This is a genomic window from Micromonospora sp. NPDC049175 (genome assembly GCF_043197345.1).
Lineage (GTDB): Bacteria > Actinomycetota > Actinomycetes > Mycobacteriales > Micromonosporaceae > Micromonospora.
Window position 1 is genome coordinate 328,719 of the sequence record NZ_JBICSY010000006.1, and the last position, 16,390, is coordinate 345,108.

The 16,390-nt window shown below is 72.7% G+C and carries 13 protein-coding genes; 5 read left to right on the forward strand and 8 right to left on the reverse strand.

Going from position 1 to position 16,390, the window contains the following annotated elements:
- The first annotated feature begins 65 nt into the window (after positions 1–65).
- Positions 66–524, forward strand: a complete 459-nt coding sequence (soxR, locus tag ACGFH8_RS24800; protein WP_393371193.1) for a redox-sensitive transcriptional activator SoxR — start codon at positions 66–68, stop codon at positions 522–524.
- Positions 525–550: 26 nt separating this feature from the next.
- On the opposite strand, the gene ACGFH8_RS24805 is transcribed toward soxR, so the two are convergent.
- The 7 genes from ACGFH8_RS24805 to ACGFH8_RS24835 form a co-directional block, all read right to left on the reverse strand.
- The gene (locus ACGFH8_RS24805) at positions 551–1,258 is read right to left on the reverse strand and encodes a RibD family protein (RefSeq protein WP_393371196.1); all 708 of its coding nucleotides are present in this window, start codon (positions 1,256–1,258) and stop codon (positions 551–553) included.
- Positions 1,255–1,920, reverse strand: coding sequence for a GTP cyclohydrolase II (gene ribA, locus ACGFH8_RS24810; protein WP_393371198.1), 666 nt, complete (start codon positions 1,918–1,920; stop codon positions 1,255–1,257). The genes ACGFH8_RS24805 and ribA overlap by 4 nt, the downstream gene beginning before the upstream one ends.
- Positions 1,921–1,977: 57 nt before the next feature.
- Complete coding sequence (locus tag ACGFH8_RS24815; protein WP_393371201.1) at positions 1,978–2,916, reverse strand: lysylphosphatidylglycerol synthase transmembrane domain-containing protein; 939 nt, start codon at positions 2,914–2,916, stop codon at positions 1,978–1,980.
- A 66-nt stretch (positions 2,917–2,982) separates the two neighbouring features.
- The gene (locus ACGFH8_RS24820; protein WP_393371204.1) at positions 2,983–3,801 is read right to left on the reverse strand and encodes a class I SAM-dependent methyltransferase; all 819 of its coding nucleotides are present in this window, start codon (positions 3,799–3,801) and stop codon (positions 2,983–2,985) included.
- The gene (locus tag ACGFH8_RS24825) at positions 3,798–4,868 is read right to left on the reverse strand and encodes a glycosyltransferase family 4 protein (RefSeq protein WP_393371207.1); all 1,071 of its coding nucleotides are present in this window, start codon (positions 4,866–4,868) and stop codon (positions 3,798–3,800) included. Before ACGFH8_RS24825 ends, ACGFH8_RS24820 begins: the two co-directional genes overlap by 4 nt.
- Positions 4,865–5,263 carry a 6-pyruvoyl tetrahydropterin synthase family protein gene (locus ACGFH8_RS24830; protein WP_393371210.1) on the reverse strand — a complete coding sequence of 133 codons (399 nt, stop codon included), beginning with the start codon at positions 5,261–5,263 and terminating at the stop codon, positions 4,865–4,867. The genes ACGFH8_RS24825 and ACGFH8_RS24830 overlap by 4 nt, the downstream gene beginning before the upstream one ends.
- 2 nt (positions 5,264–5,265) lie before the next feature.
- Entirely contained in the window at positions 5,266–6,249 is a 984-nt protein-coding gene (locus ACGFH8_RS24835) for a dehydrogenase (RefSeq protein WP_393371213.1), read from the reverse strand.
- A 544-nt stretch (positions 6,250–6,793) separates the two neighbouring features.
- On the opposite strand from ACGFH8_RS24835, the gene ACGFH8_RS24840 reads away from it, so the two are divergent.
- Positions 6,794–7,123 carry a TraR/DksA family transcriptional regulator gene (locus tag ACGFH8_RS24840; protein ID WP_393371216.1) on the forward strand — a complete coding sequence of 110 codons (330 nt, stop codon included), beginning with the start codon at positions 6,794–6,796 and terminating at the stop codon, positions 7,121–7,123.
- A 215-nt stretch (positions 7,124–7,338) separates the two neighbouring features.
- The gene (locus ACGFH8_RS24845; RefSeq protein WP_393371219.1) at positions 7,339–12,132 is read left to right on the forward strand and encodes a collagen-binding domain-containing protein; all 4,794 of its coding nucleotides are present in this window, start codon (positions 7,339–7,341) and stop codon (positions 12,130–12,132) included.
- A 77-nt stretch (positions 12,133–12,209) separates the two neighbouring features.
- Here the strand turns inward: ACGFH8_RS24845 and ACGFH8_RS24850 are convergent, their stop codons facing one another.
- Positions 12,210–12,788 carry a helix-turn-helix domain-containing protein gene (locus tag ACGFH8_RS24850; RefSeq protein WP_393371222.1) on the reverse strand — a complete coding sequence of 193 codons (579 nt, stop codon included), beginning with the start codon at positions 12,786–12,788 and terminating at the stop codon, positions 12,210–12,212.
- Positions 12,789–12,863: 75 nt separating this feature from the next.
- On the opposite strand from ACGFH8_RS24850, the gene ACGFH8_RS24855 reads away from it, so the two are divergent.
- On the forward strand, positions 12,864–14,438 hold the full coding sequence (locus ACGFH8_RS24855; protein ID WP_393371224.1) for an FAD-dependent oxidoreductase: 1,575 nt from the start codon (positions 12,864–12,866) through the stop codon (positions 14,436–14,438).
- Positions 14,439–14,692: 254 nt separating this feature from the next.
- A complete protein-coding gene (locus ACGFH8_RS24860) occupies positions 14,693–16,297 on the forward strand; it encodes a DivIVA domain-containing protein (RefSeq protein ID WP_393371226.1) in 1,605 nt (534 codons plus the stop codon).
- Positions 16,298–16,390: the final 93 nt, after the last annotated feature.

Sequence of the window (16,390 nt, forward strand, 5' to 3'; positions counted from 1 at the left end):
GGTTCTGGACGCCGCCGATTCTCTGGCCTCAACCTCGATTGAGGTCAAGCCCTAGGCTTGGTCCCATGCCCAGGGCTCGCATCACGTTTCACGAACTCACCGTCGGCCAGGTCGCCGACCGCAGCGGCGTCGCGATCTCCGCGCTGCACTTCTACGAGCGCAAGGGCCTGATCCGCAGCAGCCGGACGGCGAGCAACCAGCGCAGGTACAGCCGCGACACGTTGCGCCGGGTGGCGTTCATCCGGGCCTCCCAACACGTCGGCATCTCGCTCACGGTGATCCGGGAGGCCCTCGACCGGCTGCCGAGCGAGCGCACCCCGACCCGCGACGACTGGGCTCGCCTGTCCGCCGACTGGCGCGGCGTCCTCGACGCGCGGATCGCGCACCTGCGGGCACTTCGGGACGACCTCAGCGCGTGCATCGGGTGCGGCTGCCTGTCCCTGCGGGCCTGCCACCTGACAAACCCCCGCGACGTGTTGGGCCGCGAGGGCCCCGGCGCCCGCCGCCTGCCGACGCCGCGGTGACGCGCCTCCGGCACGGGCAGACGGTGTCAGCCTTCGGTGCAGCGGTCGGACAGGGCGTAGCGCAGCAGCACCACGTCGCCGATCTGGCGGGCCTCGGCCAGCCGGGCGCGCCGGCCCGGGTGCCAGGGGAAGCGCCCCTCGCCGACGAACCGGGGCGCCCGGCCGTCGCCGACGAAGAACGGGGCGACCACCAGGTGCAGCTCGTCGGCGAGACCGGCGGCGAGGAACTGGGCGTGCACCGTCCCGCCGCCCTCCACCATCAGCCGCCGTACGCCCCGCGCGTACAGGTCGGTCAGCAGCCAGGCCGGGTCGACCGGCTCCCCCGCGTCCACCACCGTGGCCAGTCGACCGATGCGTTCCTCGGTCTTCTCCCGCACGCTCGTGGCGCAGTAGACGAGCCGGGTGGGGTCACCGGCGGTGAAGAACCGGGCGGTCGGGTCGAGGTCACCATGGGCGGTCAGGGTGACCCTCGTGGGCGAGGCGGGCCGCCCGCACGCCACCCGTTCGGCCCGGCGGCTCGCCGAACGCACCAGCAGCCGGGGATCGTCGCGGCGGACGGTGCCGGCGCCGACAAGTATCGCGTCGCAGCTGGCCCGGACCGCGTCGACCCGGTCCAGGTCGTCGTCGTTGGACAGCAGCAACCGCTTGTCGGACGCGTCGTCGATGTACCCGTCGATCGAGGTGGCGCAGCTGAGCAGCACGTACGGCCGCGTCGGCGCCGGTGTGCCGCTCACTTGTCGACAGGCAGGTCGGGCGCGGCCGAGACGATCTCCGCCGCCTTGGCGGCCTTCGCCGCCAGGTAGTCGGCGTTGGCCGGCGAGAGGAAGACGCTCGTGGGCACCTGTTCGACGACGTCCACGCCGAGGCGGGTCAGCTGCACGGCCTTGTCCGGGTTGCTGCTCAGCAGTCGGATCCGCGGCACCCCCAACGCGGTGAGCATCTGCGCGGCGGCGCTGTAGTCCCGCTCGTCCTCACCACGGCCCAGCGCGACGTTCGCCTGGTAGGTGTCCAGCCCGGCGTCCTGCAACGCGTACGCGTCGAGTTTGGCGTACAGGCCGATGCCCCGCCCCTCCTGCCGCAGGTAGAGCAGGAAACCACCGGCCTCGGCGATCCGCTGCACCGCCTCGCGCAGTTGCGGCCCGCAGTCGCAGCGTTGGCTGCCGAACACGTCGCCGGTCAGGCACTCGCTGTGCGGGCGGACCAGCGGCGGCTCTCCCCCGGCGGCGAGCCGGTCCAGCGCGCCCGCCCAGTCACCCAGGCCGAGCGCGAGGTGCTCCCGGCCGTCGACCAGGCCCTTGAACGAGAACACCCGGACCGTCGTGGCGTAGCCGTCGGGAAACGTCAACGGCACCGTGACCTGCGTACGGATCGTGGCGACCGGCAATGATTCGGGCATGGGACTCCTCTGTCCGGCGCCACCGACGGGCGGCGACGCGTGTTCCTCACCACCGACTCAACAGCCGCCGACGGGGGCGGCTTCCCGGGCGGCGACCGGGTGTCGGTTCCGTCGCACCAGCAGCACCGCGGCTCCGGGCAGGCTGGCGACGAGGATCAGTGCACCGTAGACGGTGGCGGTGGCGACGCCCTCGGCCGCGCTGAGGCCGGCCGCGCCGAACACCCAGGCGGCCACCCCCTCCCGGGGGCCGAAGCCGGCGACGTTCAGCGGTAGGCCCATGGCGAGCAGGGCGAGCAGCGTCAGTGGCAGCAGCCGCGACAGCGGGGCGTCGGAGCCGGCGGTGCGGGCCGCCACCAGGAAGGTGGCCAGGTGACCGGCGACCATCACCGCGGAGGCGATCAGCACGCCGAGCCAGGTGCGCCGGGACAGCAGCCCGGATCGCACGTCCGCCCCCGCGGTGCGCAGCGCCCGCGCCCAGCGCGAGGGGCCGGCGTTCGGCACGGCCCGAGCCAGCAGCACGGCGACCAGCCCGGCCGCGACCAGCAGCGCGGCGGCGACCGGCAGATACGACCGCACCGGGGACGGGAAGGCGGCGAGCACCACGAGCGCGACGCCGACGAGCACCACCTGCCCGGCGGTACGTTCCCAGACCACCGCGCGGATGCCCCGGCTGACGTCACCGGCGTCCCGGCCGTGGCGGACCGCCCGGTGCACGTCGCCGAGCACTCCGCCGGGCAGGGTGGCGTTGAGGAAGACCGCCCGGTAGCAGTGCGCCACCGCGGTCGCCAGCGGCAGCCGCACGCCCAGGCCACCGGCGACCAGGCTCCACCGCCACGCCGCGCAGACCGTGGTGAGCACCCCGATGACAAGCGCGGCGGCCAACGCCGGCACGTCGATCAGCCGCACCCCGGCGAGGAACGGGCCGCTGCCCACCTGCCACAGCAGGACGGCGAGCAGACCCACCCCGCCGACCACTCGTGCCCAGGCCCAGAACATCGACGCCGGCCCTCCCCTTGAAGATCGTTCATTTGTTCTAGTCCACGTACCCAGGGTGTGAACGGTTCATCCGCCCGCGAGGAGGTCGGTGTGTTCGACCTGGACGGTGAGCCGGCCGGCCGCCGCGTCGGCCAGCCGACGCCGGGCGTACTCCTCGGTCGGGCCGGCCAGGTCCGGACGCTGCGCGCGGGCCGCGGCCAGCCAACCCCGGAACCACTCGGCGGCCAGGTCGGCCTGCTCCGGGCCGAGCCGCCACGGGCTGGGCCGTTCCCGCACGTCGACGCCGCGCCGGGCGAACGCGGCGGTGGTGGCGGCGACGGCGTCCGGGCCGAGCAGTCGTCGGCCGTCGACGGTACGTCGTTGGTGGTCGTTGAACGCTGCCTCGACCGCCGCGTCCAGCGGGTCGGCCGGGGTGAGTCGAACCCGCCCGGTCACCGAGACGGCGAACAGGGTGGGTCGGCCGACGCAGGCAGCCACCACGCGTTCGATCTCCTCGGCGGTCAGCATGTCCAGCAGCGCGGACGCGGTGACCAGGGAACCGTCGGCCAGATCGGTGGCGCCGAGCCGGGTGAGGTCGCCGCACCGGGTGCGTACGGTGACCGGCGCGCCGTCGGCGGCGACCACCCCGGTCATGCCCTCGGCGGCGCGGGCCAGCAGGTCGGCGTCGCGGTCGTGCAGCACCCAGTGCTGCGGGCCGGGCAGCCGGGTGGCCAGCCAGCGACTCATCGAACCGGTGCCGCTGCCCAGGTCGTGGATCACCGTCGGCGTGGCACCCGTCAGCCGGGGGCGTACGACGTCCAGCAGATCCTCGGCGCGCGCCGCCGCGTCGGCCGGTTCCCGCAGGCGCAACCAGTCGGCGAACGGCAGGGTCTCCTCGACGGTCATCCCGCCACCTCCTCCAGCACGGTGGCCAGCGACGCGGTCGTCACCGACCAGTCGGTCAGGGTGTGCCGCCGGCCGACAGCCGCCGACCGCAGCTTGGCCCGCAGCAGGTCGTCGCCCAACCACCAGCTCAGCGCGCCGGCCAGGGCGGCCGGATCGTCAGGTGGCACCAGCAGTCCCGGCAGGTCACCGTCGGCGGTCCGGCCGAGCGCCTCGGGCAGGCCACCCACCCGGGTGGTCAGCACGGGCAGGCCCCGGGCCAACGCCTCGGTGACGACCATGCCGTACGTCTCGCCCCGCGAGGGCAGCACCAGCAGGTCGGCGGCGGCGTACGCGGCGTCGAGTGCCGCCCCGGTCAGCGGCCCGGCCAACCGCACCCGGTCGGCGAGGCCCACGTCGGCGAGCTGGTCGCGCAGCCGGCGCACCAGATCGGGCTCCCGGGTCAGCGCGCCGGCGCAGACGAGCGTCCAGGGCACCTCGGCCAGCACCGTCAACGCGTCGACAAGCACGTCGTGGCCCTTGTGCCGGGTGACCGGGGCCACGCAGAGCAACCGGTCCCCGGCGGTCGAGCCGGAGGGCCCCAGCGGAGCGGCCGTGACGCCCGGCGGCACGACCCGGATCCGGTCGCGGCGCAGCGGGTGGCGCAGCAGCAGGCGGCGGCGGGTCCACTCGCTCGTGGTGACGATGGCCCGCGCGGCGGCCAACGCCCGGCCCTCCGCCTCGTCGTCGAACGGCATGTGCACGAGGACGACCAGGCGCAACCGGTCGGCGTGCGGGGCGAGCAGGTCCGGCACGGTCGAGGCGACCAGACCGTCGAGCAGCACCACGGCGTCGTCCGGCGCGCCGGCGAGCACCGCGGCCAGCGCCGCCCGTTCGGCGGGCTCGGGGCTCGGCCAGGCTCCGGGCACCGCGTGCTCGTGCACCGCCCAGGCCCGGTCGCCGAGCCCCGCGCAGACGCGCCTGTCGTAGGTGTTGCCGCCACTGGGTGTGGCCGGGTCGTCGATGTCGCCGGGCAGGACGACGTGCACCGTACGGCCGGTGGCGGGCGTCGTCCGGCCCGCGTCTGTCACAGTGACCGCTCGTAGCTGGCCCAGGCGACGTGCGACTCGTGCAGGGTGACGGTGATGCCCGCCAGCTCGCGGGCGCCGGCGCCCAGTTGGCCGGCGTGCACCCGCTCGGCCAGCCGATCCGCGACCGTACGGGCCAGCACCTCGGTGGTGGTGTTCACCCCCGCGAAGGCCGGCTCGTCGTCGAGGTTGCGGTAAGTCAGCTCGCCGAGTACGGCCCGCAGCTGCTCGGTGGCCAGGCCGATGTCGACCACGATGCCGTCGGCGTCCAGGTCGGTGCGGCGGAACGTCGCGTCCACCACGAACGTCGCCCCGTGCAGGCGTTGGGCGGGACCGAACACCTCGCCCTGGAAACTGTGGGCGATCATCATGTGATCCCGAACGGTCACGCTGAACACGGTCACTCCCCGTCGTCGTAGGTGATGAGGTGGCAGAGCGCGGGCAGGTCGCCCGCGCTCAGGCTGGCGAGCACGTCGGGCAGCTCCGCGAACCGGGACGCGCCGGTGATCAGCGCGTCGAAGGCCGGATCGTCGAGCAGGTCCAGGGCGAGCGCCAGCCGGTCGGCGTAACTGCGCCGTCCCCGCCGGGCGGGAGCGACCATGCCGACCTGACTGCTGCGTACGGTGAGCCGACCGGAGTGGAACGACCCGCCCAGCGACACCTGCACCGGGCGGTCGCCGTACCAGCTCAGCTCGATGACAGTGCCCTCCGGCGCGAGCAGGTCCAGGGCCTGTTGCAGGCCGGCGCCGGTGGCGCTGGCGTGCACGACGAGGTCCCGGTCGCCGCTCGCGTCGGCCGGTTGGGCGAACTCGACGCCGAGCGCGCCGGCCACCCCGGCCCGGCGGGCATCGGTGTCGACGAGTTCGACCTGCACACCGGGAAACCGGGCGAGCAGGGCGGCGACGCAGCAGCCCACCATGCCCGCGCCGATCACGGTGACCCGGTCGCCGACCAGGGGCGCGGCGTCCCAGAGCGCGTTGATCGCGGTCTCCACCGTGCCGGCGAGCACCGCGCGGGCGGGTGGCACCCCGTCCGGTACGGGCACCACCGCGGTGGCCGGCACGACGTACGCGCTCTGGTGCGGGTGCAGGCAGAACACCGTGCAGCCGAGCAGTTCCGGCGGGCCGTGCTCGACCTCGCCGACGCTGAGGTAGCCGTACTTCACCGGGCCGGGGAAGTCACCCTCCTGAAAGGGCGCGCGCATCGCCGCGTACTGGTCGGTGGGCACCCGGCCGGCGAAGACAAGCGTCTCGGTGCCCCGGCTGACCCCGGAGTAGCGGGCCCGGACCAGCACCTCGTCGGGGCCTGGCGTCGGGAGCGACACCGGCCGGATCTCCGCCGTGCCGGGCTCGCGCACCCAGCAGGCGTACGCCTCGCGGATCACCGTCGCGCACCTCACCTCTTACTCCCGGCCGAACAGCGCGGCCGTCCCCGGTCGGGGTCGTCGATCATAAACACGGAGGTACCGCGTCCACAGTTCGACGTTCTCCGGTGATCGGCCGAGGACGCTGCTCGCCGTGCTGGTGACGCGTCACCGGTGTCGTGCCTCGACCGTGCTCAGAAGTCCGATCCCGCCCGGGGTGCCATCGCCTGTCCCGATGCGTCGATCATGGATCAAGGGACGTTGGCTTTAGGGCATCCGCCGCCCTATGGTGGGGGCATGCCGTGGGTGACCTTCCGCTCGCCAGCCGTCACTGACGTGACGGCTGGCAGTGCTGCCCGCGTCGTGACAGTTCCGCGCGGCAAGGCCTGCATGGGAGTGCCGGTCGTCGGCGCCTTGTACATCGTGCCCACGCGCGGGGCGTCGAGCCTGGCGCGCACCGGCCGAGGCCCTCCCGCGGAATCGTTGCATCCCGAAACGACCGCAGGGCGAAGCTACTCAAGCTTCGGCCCTTTTTCTTTTTCCTCGTTCTTCTGAAGGGCAGACCATGAGCATCGATCAACGCGCTGTCGAGCACGGCTGGTTGGCTGATCTACGAGCGTCCCTGGCGGACGAGTTCGCGACGCAGACGGCTCGGCTACGGGAACTGACCGAACTCAACGCGGACACCGGCGACCCGGGCGAGGCCCACAACCAGGCCGCTCTGCTGGTGGCCACCCGCCGCCACCTCGAGCAGATCACCGGCGCGCTGGGCCGGATCGCGGATGGTACCTACGGCGCCTGCGAGAGGTGCCGCAAGAGCATCCCGGCCGAACGCCTCGAAGTCCTCCCGCATGTCCGCTTCTGCGTGCCGTGCCAGGAGAAGCACAAGGGCTGACACCTGGGCTGGTGTGAAACGCGTGCGGGCCGGACCGGAGGTGAAACCGGTCCGGCCCGCGCGGCCTGATCTCGTCTGCGGCCGCTCGACCCGCAAAACGGACAAAAGCCCATCAAATGCTCTTTTGCCCCTATACGCTCCCCTGGCACATTCGAACCAACGGGGGCGTGATGAGGATTTCGTGGTGGGGTAGCCGCAGGTCACAGGCGGCGGCCATGGTCGCCGTGGCGGGCGTGCTCGCGGTCAACGGTTTGCTGGCCCCGACGCCGGCCGAACCCCCGCCGAACCAACGACTTGTCGCGGCCGAGGCCATCGGGCCGGTCAACCCGGTCGCCGAGGCGCTGAGCTTCGGAGTGATGACCGAGGGCAACGCCGGTGTGTTCGACAACGAGAACGAGGGCACCCTCGCCGTCGGCGGCGACCTCACCTTCGGCACCTACCAGGTGGCCGGCGCGACCGCGGGGTCGTTCGTCGTACCCGGTGACGCCAACCCGACCGCTCTCGTCGTGGGTGGACGGGTGAACTTCGCCGGCAGCGTCGGCGGCAGCCGCCTCCAGGTGCTCAGCAGCGGATACGCGAAGGTCGGCGACCTGACCGGCACGTTCGTCCGCGACACCGACAACAACGGCGCCCAGGTCAACACCCGGATCCTGCCGTCGGACAACTACGACGCCGCACCTCGCGTCGAGTTGGTCACCCGGCAGCCGGTCGCCAGCGTCGGACCCGCCTCCCCGATCAACTTCGTCGGCGCCTTCGCGAGTTTCCGCGACACCACCGCCGGGCTGGCCACCTGCGACAACACGGTGGTGCTGCGCACACCGAACGGTGACGTGCTGCCCCGGCCGATCCCGGCGGGCAGCAACGCCGTGGTCACCCTGACCCCCGGCGTGACGAACGTGCTCAACCTCAGCGCGAACGACCTGAACAACATCCAGACGCTTACCTTCGCCAGCCAGCCCACCGCGGACACCCCGCTGCTGGTCAACGTGGACACCAGCGGCGTCGGCAACGACTTCGCCTGGACCGCCCCGAACTTCGCCGGCATCGGCGGCCCGCAGGCGCGCTACATCCTGTTCAACTTCCCGACCGCCACCGCGCTCACCCTCACCCCGGGTGCGGCCACGGTCGAGGGCACCATCTACGCCCCCAACGCCAGCCTCACCGACCTCTCGGCCAGCAACACCGAGGGCAGCGTCATCACCCGTACGCTGGAGCACCGCGGCGGCGAGATCCACTACTTCCCGTTCAGCACCACGCTCTCCTGCGCGGGCGGCACGCCGGCGGGCATCGACCTGATCAAGTCGTCGACCACCACGGTGATCACGAGCGTCGGCCAGCAGGTCCCGTACTCGTTCCACGTGGTCAACACCGGCGGCGTCCCGCTCACCACCATCTCGGTCACCGACACGCAGACCCCGCCGTCGTCGAACGCCAACCTCGGGCCGATCACCTGCCTCGCCACCACACTCGCCCCCGGCGCGCGGACCGCGTGCACCGCCACCTACACCGTCACCCAGGCCGACCTGGACAACGGCGGTGTCACGAACGTCGCCACCGCCCAGGGCACCCCACCCACCGGTCCACCTGTCGTCTCCGACCCGAGCACCCTGACCATCCCGGCGCAGGGGCTCACCGCCGCCATCACGGTCGTCAAGTCCTCCACCACCGCGTCGATCACCTCAGTCGGGCAGCAGGTCCCCTACCGCTACCTGGTCGCCAACACCGGCGGTCTCACCCTGACCACCATCGGCATCACGGACGTGCAGGCGCCGCCGTCGTTGAACGCCAACCTCGGCCCGATCACCTGCCCGGTGACCACCCTCACGCCCGGCCAGACCACCACCTGCACCGCCACCTACACCGTCACCCAGGCCGACCTCGACAACAACGGGGTCACCGACACCGCCACCGCACAGGGCACGCCGCCCAGTGGCACGCCGGTCACCTCGCCACCCTCGACACTCACCATTCCCGAGTCGGGGCTGACCCCGTCGATCACGGTGACGAAGACCTCCACCACCGCGTCGATCACCACCGTCGGACAGCAGGTGCCGTACTCGTTCCACGTGGTCAACACCGGCGGTCTCACCCTGACCAACATCAACGTCACGGACGTACAGGCGCCGCCGTCGTCGAACGCGAACCTCGGCCCGATCACCTGTCCCGTCACCACCCTCGCGCCCGGCGCGCGGACCGGGTGCACCGCCACCTACACCGTCACCCAGGCCGACCTCGACAACGACCAGGTCACCAACACCGCCACCGCCCATGGCACCCCGCCCGGCGGCGGCACGCCGGTGGACTCGCCGCCCTCGACGCTGACCCTGCCGGAGACCGGCCTGGTCGCCTCGATCGCGGTGCTGAAGACGTCCACCACCACCACGATCACCACCATCGGGCAGCAGGTGCCCTACTCGTTCCACGTGGTCAACACCGGCGGGTTCACCCTGACCAACGTCGGCGTCACCGACGTGCAGACGCCGCCGTCGTCCAACGCGAACCTCGGCCCGATCACCTGCGCCGCCACCACCCTCGCCCCCGGCGCGCGGACCGCCTGCACCGCCACGTACCTGGTCACCCAGGCCGACCTGGACTTCGGCGCGGTACGCGACACCGCCACCGCGCACGGCACCCCGCCCAGCGGCCCACCCGTGCAGTCGCCGCCGTCGACGCTGATCATCCCGAACGGTGAGGTGGCCCCGGCCATCGCGCTTGTGAAGTTCTCCACCACCGCGGCGATCAGCTCGGTGGGTCAACAGGTGCTCTACCAGTTCCTCGTGGCGAACAGCGGCGGCCTGACCCTGAACGGCGTCAACGTCACGGACGTGCAGGATCCCCCGTCGTCGAACGCGAACCTCGGGCCGATCACCTGCCCGCAGACCACGCTCGGGCCCGGCCAGACCACGACGTGCACCGCCACCTACACCGTGACCCAGGCCGACCTGGACCACGACGAGGTGACCGACATCGCCACCGCGCACGGCACCCCGACGGGCACGGAGGAACCGGTCGACTCGGACCAGTCGGTGCTGACCATTCCGGCGGCCGACGTCACCCCGTCGATCGCGGTGGTCAAGTCGTCCACCACCACGTCGATCACGACGGTCGGGCAGCAGGTGCCCTACCAGTTCCTCGCGATCAACAACGGCGGCGTCACGCTGACGAACGTCACCGTCACCGACGCGCAGACCCCACCCTCGTCGAACGCGAACCTCGGGCCGATCACCTGCCCGCAGACCACGCTCGCGCCCGGTGCGGTGACCGCCTGCACCGCCACCTACACCGTCACCCAGGCCGACCTGGACAACAACGCGGTCGTCGACGTCGCCACCGCACACGGCAACCCGCCGGGCAGTGACACTCCCATCGACTCACCGCCGTCCACGCTGACCATCCCGGAGACCGGACTGGTCGCCGCGATCTCGGTCATCAAGGTCTCCGAAACCACCGCGATCACCACCGTCGGACAGCAGGTGCCCTACCGGTTCCACGTGGTCAACACCGGCGGCCTCACCCTGACCACCGTCAACGTGACCGACGTCCAGACACCACCGTCGTCGAACGCCAACCTCGGGCCGATCACCTGCGCGACGACCACGCTCGCGCCGGGTGAGGCCACCGGCTGCACCGCGACGTACACCGTCACGCAGGCCGACCTCGACAACGGCGGCGTCACCGACACCGCCACCGCACACGGGACGCCGCCCGGCGGGACGCCGGTGAACTCGCCGCCCTCGACGCTGACCATCCCCGAGGCGGGGCTCGTCGCCGCCATCGACGTGATCAAGTCGTCGACGACTGCGGCGATCACCGCGGCGGGGCAGCAGGTGCCGTTCACCTTCCTGGTGGTCAACACCGGTGGCCTCACGCTCACCCGCGTGAGCGTCACCGACACCGTGCTGCCGCCGTCGGTGGGCAACGGGCTCGGGCCGATCACCTGCGGTCCAGAGAACATCCCGAACGGCGAGGTGACCCTGGCGCCGGGCGCCGACATCCAGTGCCGGGCGACCTACACGGTGACCGCGGAGGACTTCGCCGGCACGGCGCTTGTCAACGTCGCCACGGCCACCGGCACACCACCGACCGGACCGCCGCCGGTCTCCCCGCCGTCGTCGCTGGACATTCCGATCCCGCACCCGGAGATCGCCATCACCAAGGCGGTCACGCCCACGGTGGTCTCCGCGGCCGGTGACACGGTCACGTACCAGTTCGTGGTGACCAACACCGGCAACACCTCGCTCAGCGCGGTGACGGTCGACGAGACCGCGTTCTCCGGCACCGGCACACCCGGGACGATCACCTGCGGCACGCCGCCGGTGGCCAACGGCGACGTCACCCTGCCGGCCGGGGGAAGCACCACCTGCACGTCGACCTACACCGTGACTGCGGCGGACATCGAGGCCGGCAGGGTCACCAACACCGCCGTCGCCGTCGGCACGCCGCCGACCATTCCCGGTCAGCAACCGCCGACCCCGGTACGCTCCGGACCGGCCACCGCCGAGGTGACGGCCACTCGGGGTGCGGCGATCACGGTGGTGAAGTCGAGCAGCACCGACAAGATCAGCCGACCGGGCCAGCACGTGCCGTTCCGGTTCGTGGTGACGAACACCGGCCAGGTGGCGCTGACCGGTGTGACGGTCACCGACACGCTGACCGCCCCGGCCGCTGCGGCCAACCTGGGGCCGATCACCTGCGGTCCGGAACGGACCCCGAACGGTTCCGTAACGCTGGCCGCCGGCGCTGCCGTGACCTGCACGGCGACGTACACGGTCAGCAAGGCCGACTACCACCACGGCTCGCTGCGCAACACCGCGACGGCCACCGGCACCCCGCCGGACGGTCCGGCGCCGCTCTCCCCCGAGTCCACCATCACCATCCCGGTGAAGGGAAAGCTCCCGGTGACCGGCGCGTCGTTCCCGATGGGCGGTTGGATGGCTGCCGGCGTGCTGGCGGTGCTCCTCGGCGCCACTCTGCTGCTTGTCGTACGGCAGCGTAGGGCCCGCGCCTAGCGCGGAATGATCGCGAGGGTCGGACCGGAGGGGAACCGGTCCGGCCCTCGCGCCATGTCACCACCACCATCGCTTGATCAGGCGGGTCGGGCCCGGACGTGCAGCCGCTCCCCCTGCGGCCCGAAGAGACTGAGAGCTTCGGCGGTGCCCGGCCCGGGGTTGAGGACGAGGTGCGGGATGCGCGTGTCGAACTCGGCCACCTCGCCCGGGAGCAGGGTCAGATCGCGGTCGCCGAGCAGCAGGCGCAGCCGGCCGGAGAGCACGTAGAGCCACTCGTACCCCTCGTGGGTCTGCGGGGTCCGCTCCCCGGCCGTCGGATCCGGAGGGAAGATCTGTTTGAACGCCCGCAGGCCACCCGGCCGGCGGGTCAGCGGCAGGAACGTGATGCCGTGGATGACGATCGGCTTGGGACGTACCCGGGGGTCGCCGGTGGCCGGCGCGTCCACCAGTTCGTCCAACGCCACCTGGTAGGCACGGGCCAGCGGGAGCAGCAGCTCCAGGGTGGGCCGGCGACTGCCGGACTCCAGCCGGGACAGGGTGCTCACGGAGATGCCGGTCAGCTCGGCGAGCTGGGTCAGCGTGGTCCCGCGCTGGTGGCGCAGGGCGCGCAGCCGTGGACCGACGGCCGCCAGCGCGGCAGTGTCCTCGTTTGCCATAACGGCAAGAATAGTTGCCGGTCTTCCGGTGACGACGGATGGTGGGCTCAGCCGACGAGGGAAGAGGGAGAACCGGTGGACGAGACATATGACGTGGTGGTGGTGGGCGGCGGCGCCGCGGGGCTCAGCGGAGCCCTGGCGCTGAGCCGGGCGCGACGGTCGGTGCTGGTGGTCGACGCCGGCGAGCCGCGCAACGCGCCGGCCGGCCATGTGCACAACTACCTGGGACGGGAGGGGACGCCGCCGGGCGAGCTGCTCGCGGTCGGGCGGGCCGAGGTCTCCGGGTACGGCGGGCAGTTCCGCGCCGGACGGGTGGAGGCCGCGATCCGCGAGGACGACGGGTTCCGGCTCGACCTCGACGACGGGAGCGCGGTGCGGGCCCGTCGGCTGCTGGTGACCACCGGGCTGACCGACGAGCTGCCCGACGTGCCCGGCCTGGCCCAGCGGTGGGGGCGCGACGTGCTGCACTGCCCGTACTGCCACGGCTGGGAGGTCCGGGACCGGCGCATCGGCGTGCTGGCGACCGGGCCGCTGGCGGTGCACCAGGCCGAGATGTGGCGACAGTGGAGCCCCAGTGTCCTGCTCCTGCTGCACGACGCCCCGGCGCCGGACGCGGAGGCCGCCGAGCGGCTCGCCGCCCGGAGCATCGCCGTGGTGCCGGGTCCGGTCGCCGCGCTGGAGGTGACCGACGACGCGCTGACCGGCGTACGGCTGGCCGACGGCCGGGTGGTGGCACTGGACGCGGTGGTGGTCGCGACGCGGCTGACTCCCCGTGCCGGCCTGTTGGTGGGGCTGGGCCTCGCCCCGGAAGAGGTGACGATGGGTGAGCACGTGATCGGCGCCCAGGTCCCGGCCGATCCCACCGGCGCGACGAGCGTCCCGGGCGTCTGGGTGGCCGGCAACGTGGCCGACATCCGTGGTCAGGTCATCACGTCCGCCGCGGCCGGCCTCACCGCCGCGGCGGCCATCAACGCCGACCTCATCGGCGAGGACACCCGCGTGGCGGTGGCGGAGTACCGGCAGGTGGTGGCCACGGCGTTCGAGGAGCCGGCGTGGGAGGAGCGCTACCGGTCCCGGCCCTCGGTGTGGAGCGGCCGACCGAACCCGCAACTGGTCGCCGAGGCCGCGGACCTGGCCCCGGGGCGCGCGCTGGACGTGGGCAGCGGTGAGGGCGCCGACGCGGTGTGGCTGGCCGAGCGGGGCTGGCGGGTGACGGCTGTGGACATCTCCACCACCGCGTTGAGTCGGGCCGCCGCGCACGCCGACACCGTCGGCGTCGGCGACCGGATCGAGTTCACCCACGCCGACCTGCGCGACAAGCCGCCCGCCGAGCAGGCGTACGACCTGGTGTCCGCGCAGTTCATGCACCTGCCTCCGGTGCAACGGCGGGAGTTGTTCGCCCGGCTGGCCGAGGCGGTGGCGCCCGGCGGCGTCCTGCTGATCGTCGGGCACCACCCGTCGGATCTGTGGACGTCGGCGCGCCGCATGCACATGCCGGACATGATGTTCACCGCGGAGGACGTGGCCACCACCCTGGACCAGTCCCAGTGGGAGCTACTGACCGCCGAGGCCCGCCCCCGGCCCGCCACCGACCCCGACGGCCAGCCCCTGACCCTGCACGACGCAGTCCTCCTGGCCCGCCGCCGCTAACCCCGTCGATCATGCAGTTGTGGTGCCGGAATGATGGTGGTCCACGACCTATGTCGGCCGCCACAACTCCATGGTCGACGCGGAAGGGGCGCGGGAGGGGCGCGGGAGTGGGGCGGGGGCGGGGCGGCGGGGTGGGACGTGGTGGGGCGGGACTTCGCATGCGGTCGGCTCGGCGGTAGCGTTGCGCCACACTGACGGCCCGCGGGGCAGGCGACCGCCGACCCTCACGCCCCCGATCGTACGGAGGATGGCGCATGTCCATCGGCGCTGAGCCGCACGCAACACGCGACGATGCGGCCTCACGGCCGAGCTTCGAGCTCGCCCTGCGCGGCTATGACAAACGCCAGGTGGACCGGCACCTGGAGCAGCTCGACGGTCAGATCACGATGCTCAGCGGCGAGCACGGCCGCTCCGCGGTCCGGGTCCGGGAGCTGACCGCCGAGGTGCAGCGGCTGCGCACCGAGCTGGCCGAGATGCGGGAGCAACCGGTGCAGGTGGACCGCGCCTCGATCCACGACCTGGGCCCGATGGTCGCCGAGATCATGACCCTCGCCGACAAGCAGGCCGCGATGATCATCGAGTCGGCCACCGACCGGGCCAACGAGCTGCGCAGCGAGTCGGAGCGGATCCTCACCGACACCCGGGAGCGGGCCGCGCAGGCACGGCAGGACCTGTCCGAGGAGTTGGCGACCCGGCGTTCCGAACAGGAGCAGGCGCACGAGGAGCGGCGTACCCTGGCCGAGGCCGAGTTGACCGCGATCCGCGAGCACGCCGAGCAGTTGCGCGCCGACGGGGAGGCCGCCCACGAGCGCGCCCAGCACGAGGCGAAGCGAATCACCGAGCAGAGCGCCCAGCAGCTCAACCAGACCCGGGTCGCCGCCGACGCGCTGATGAAGTCGGCCCGCACCCAGATCCAGCAGGAACTCCAGTCGGCCCGCGCCAAGAACCAGCAGGAGATGGCCCAGTGGCAGGCCAACGTGGAGCGAGAGGTCAACGAGCGGCGTACCGCCGCCGAGCAGGACATCGCCGAGCAGCAGGCCACCGCCGAGCAGGAGCTCGCCGAGCAGCGCGACGCGACCGAGCAGCAGATCGCCGCCCTGCTGGCCGAGGCCCAGCAGCACGTGACCGAGCTGCGTAACCGGGCCGACGAGCAGGCGGCCAGTCACCAGGAGCAACTCACCGCCCTCCAGCAGGAGATCGCCGAGCGCCGGCAGGAGGCCGAGGAGCTGCACACCGAGCTGGACACCGCCCGCCAGCAGCTCGCCGAGATCCAGCAGGAGGGCGAGACGCTGGAGAACGAGCTGTCGCGCATGCAGCAGCGGCTCGGCGAGGTCCGCCGGGACCTCACCGCCGAGAACGCCCGGCTGGAGGAGGCCCGGCGGGCCGGAGACTCCGCCGAGCGGCACGCCAAGGAGGTACGCGCCCGGGTGCAGCGCGAGGCGAAGCGGGTCGCCGACCTCGCCGCCGCCGCGGTCATGGCGGCGGCGGCCGGTGGTCCGGAGACCGCCGAGTACCCGATGGTGGGCAATCGGTCCCACCTCGACCGGCCGAGCGTCGACCGGCCCTACGTCGAGCGGGCCGGCGCCGGGCGGGCCGAGGGCGACCAACCCGCCGACGACCAGTCCGTTACTGATCAGTCGACGGCCGACCGGCCCGGTGCCGACCCGACCGAGGGTGAGCGCTCCGACAGACCGACCACAGTGGACGAGCCGGTGGCTGCGTTCGCCGACCGTGCGGCCGGCCCCGACGGGCACATCCAGGAGCCCGAGCGGATCTTCACCCGGCCGGACGCCCCGACGCCCGTGCCGTTCCTCGCCTTCGGGCAGCCGGTCAGCGAGAACGGCGCCGCCCGGCACTGACCTCGACCACTGTCGTCCCCGGGCCCGGAGCGCACCCGCGCGGGCCCGGGGACGACGGCCCGGTCGTGGACGGGATCAGATCGCGTACCCGGA

Excerpts from the sequence above, each read along its gene's own strand:
- soxR (WP_393371193.1), top strand. The coding sequence starts at position 66 with ATGCCCAGGGCTCGCATCACGTTTCACGAACTCACCGTCGGCCAGGTC.
- ribA (WP_393371198.1), bottom strand. The coding sequence starts at position 1,920 with ATGCCCGAATCATTGCCGGTCGCCACGATCCGTACGCAGGTCACGGTG.
- ACGFH8_RS24815 (WP_393371201.1), bottom strand. The coding sequence starts at position 2,916 with ATGTTCTGGGCCTGGGCACGAGTGGTCGGCGGGGTGGGTCTGCTCGCC.
- ACGFH8_RS24820 (WP_393371204.1), bottom strand. The coding sequence starts at position 3,801 with ATGACCGTCGAGGAGACCCTGCCGTTCGCCGACTGGTTGCGCCTGCGG.
- ACGFH8_RS24840 (WP_393371216.1), top strand. The coding sequence starts at position 6,794 with ATGAGCATCGATCAACGCGCTGTCGAGCACGGCTGGTTGGCTGATCTA.
- ACGFH8_RS24845 (WP_393371219.1), top strand. The coding sequence starts at position 7,339 with ATGGTCGCCGTGGCGGGCGTGCTCGCGGTCAACGGTTTGCTGGCCCCG.
- ACGFH8_RS24850 (WP_393371222.1), bottom strand. The coding sequence starts at position 12,788 with ATGGCAAACGAGGACACTGCCGCGCTGGCGGCCGTCGGTCCACGGCTG.
- ACGFH8_RS24860 (WP_393371226.1), top strand. The coding sequence starts at position 14,693 with ATGTCCATCGGCGCTGAGCCGCACGCAACACGCGACGATGCGGCCTCA.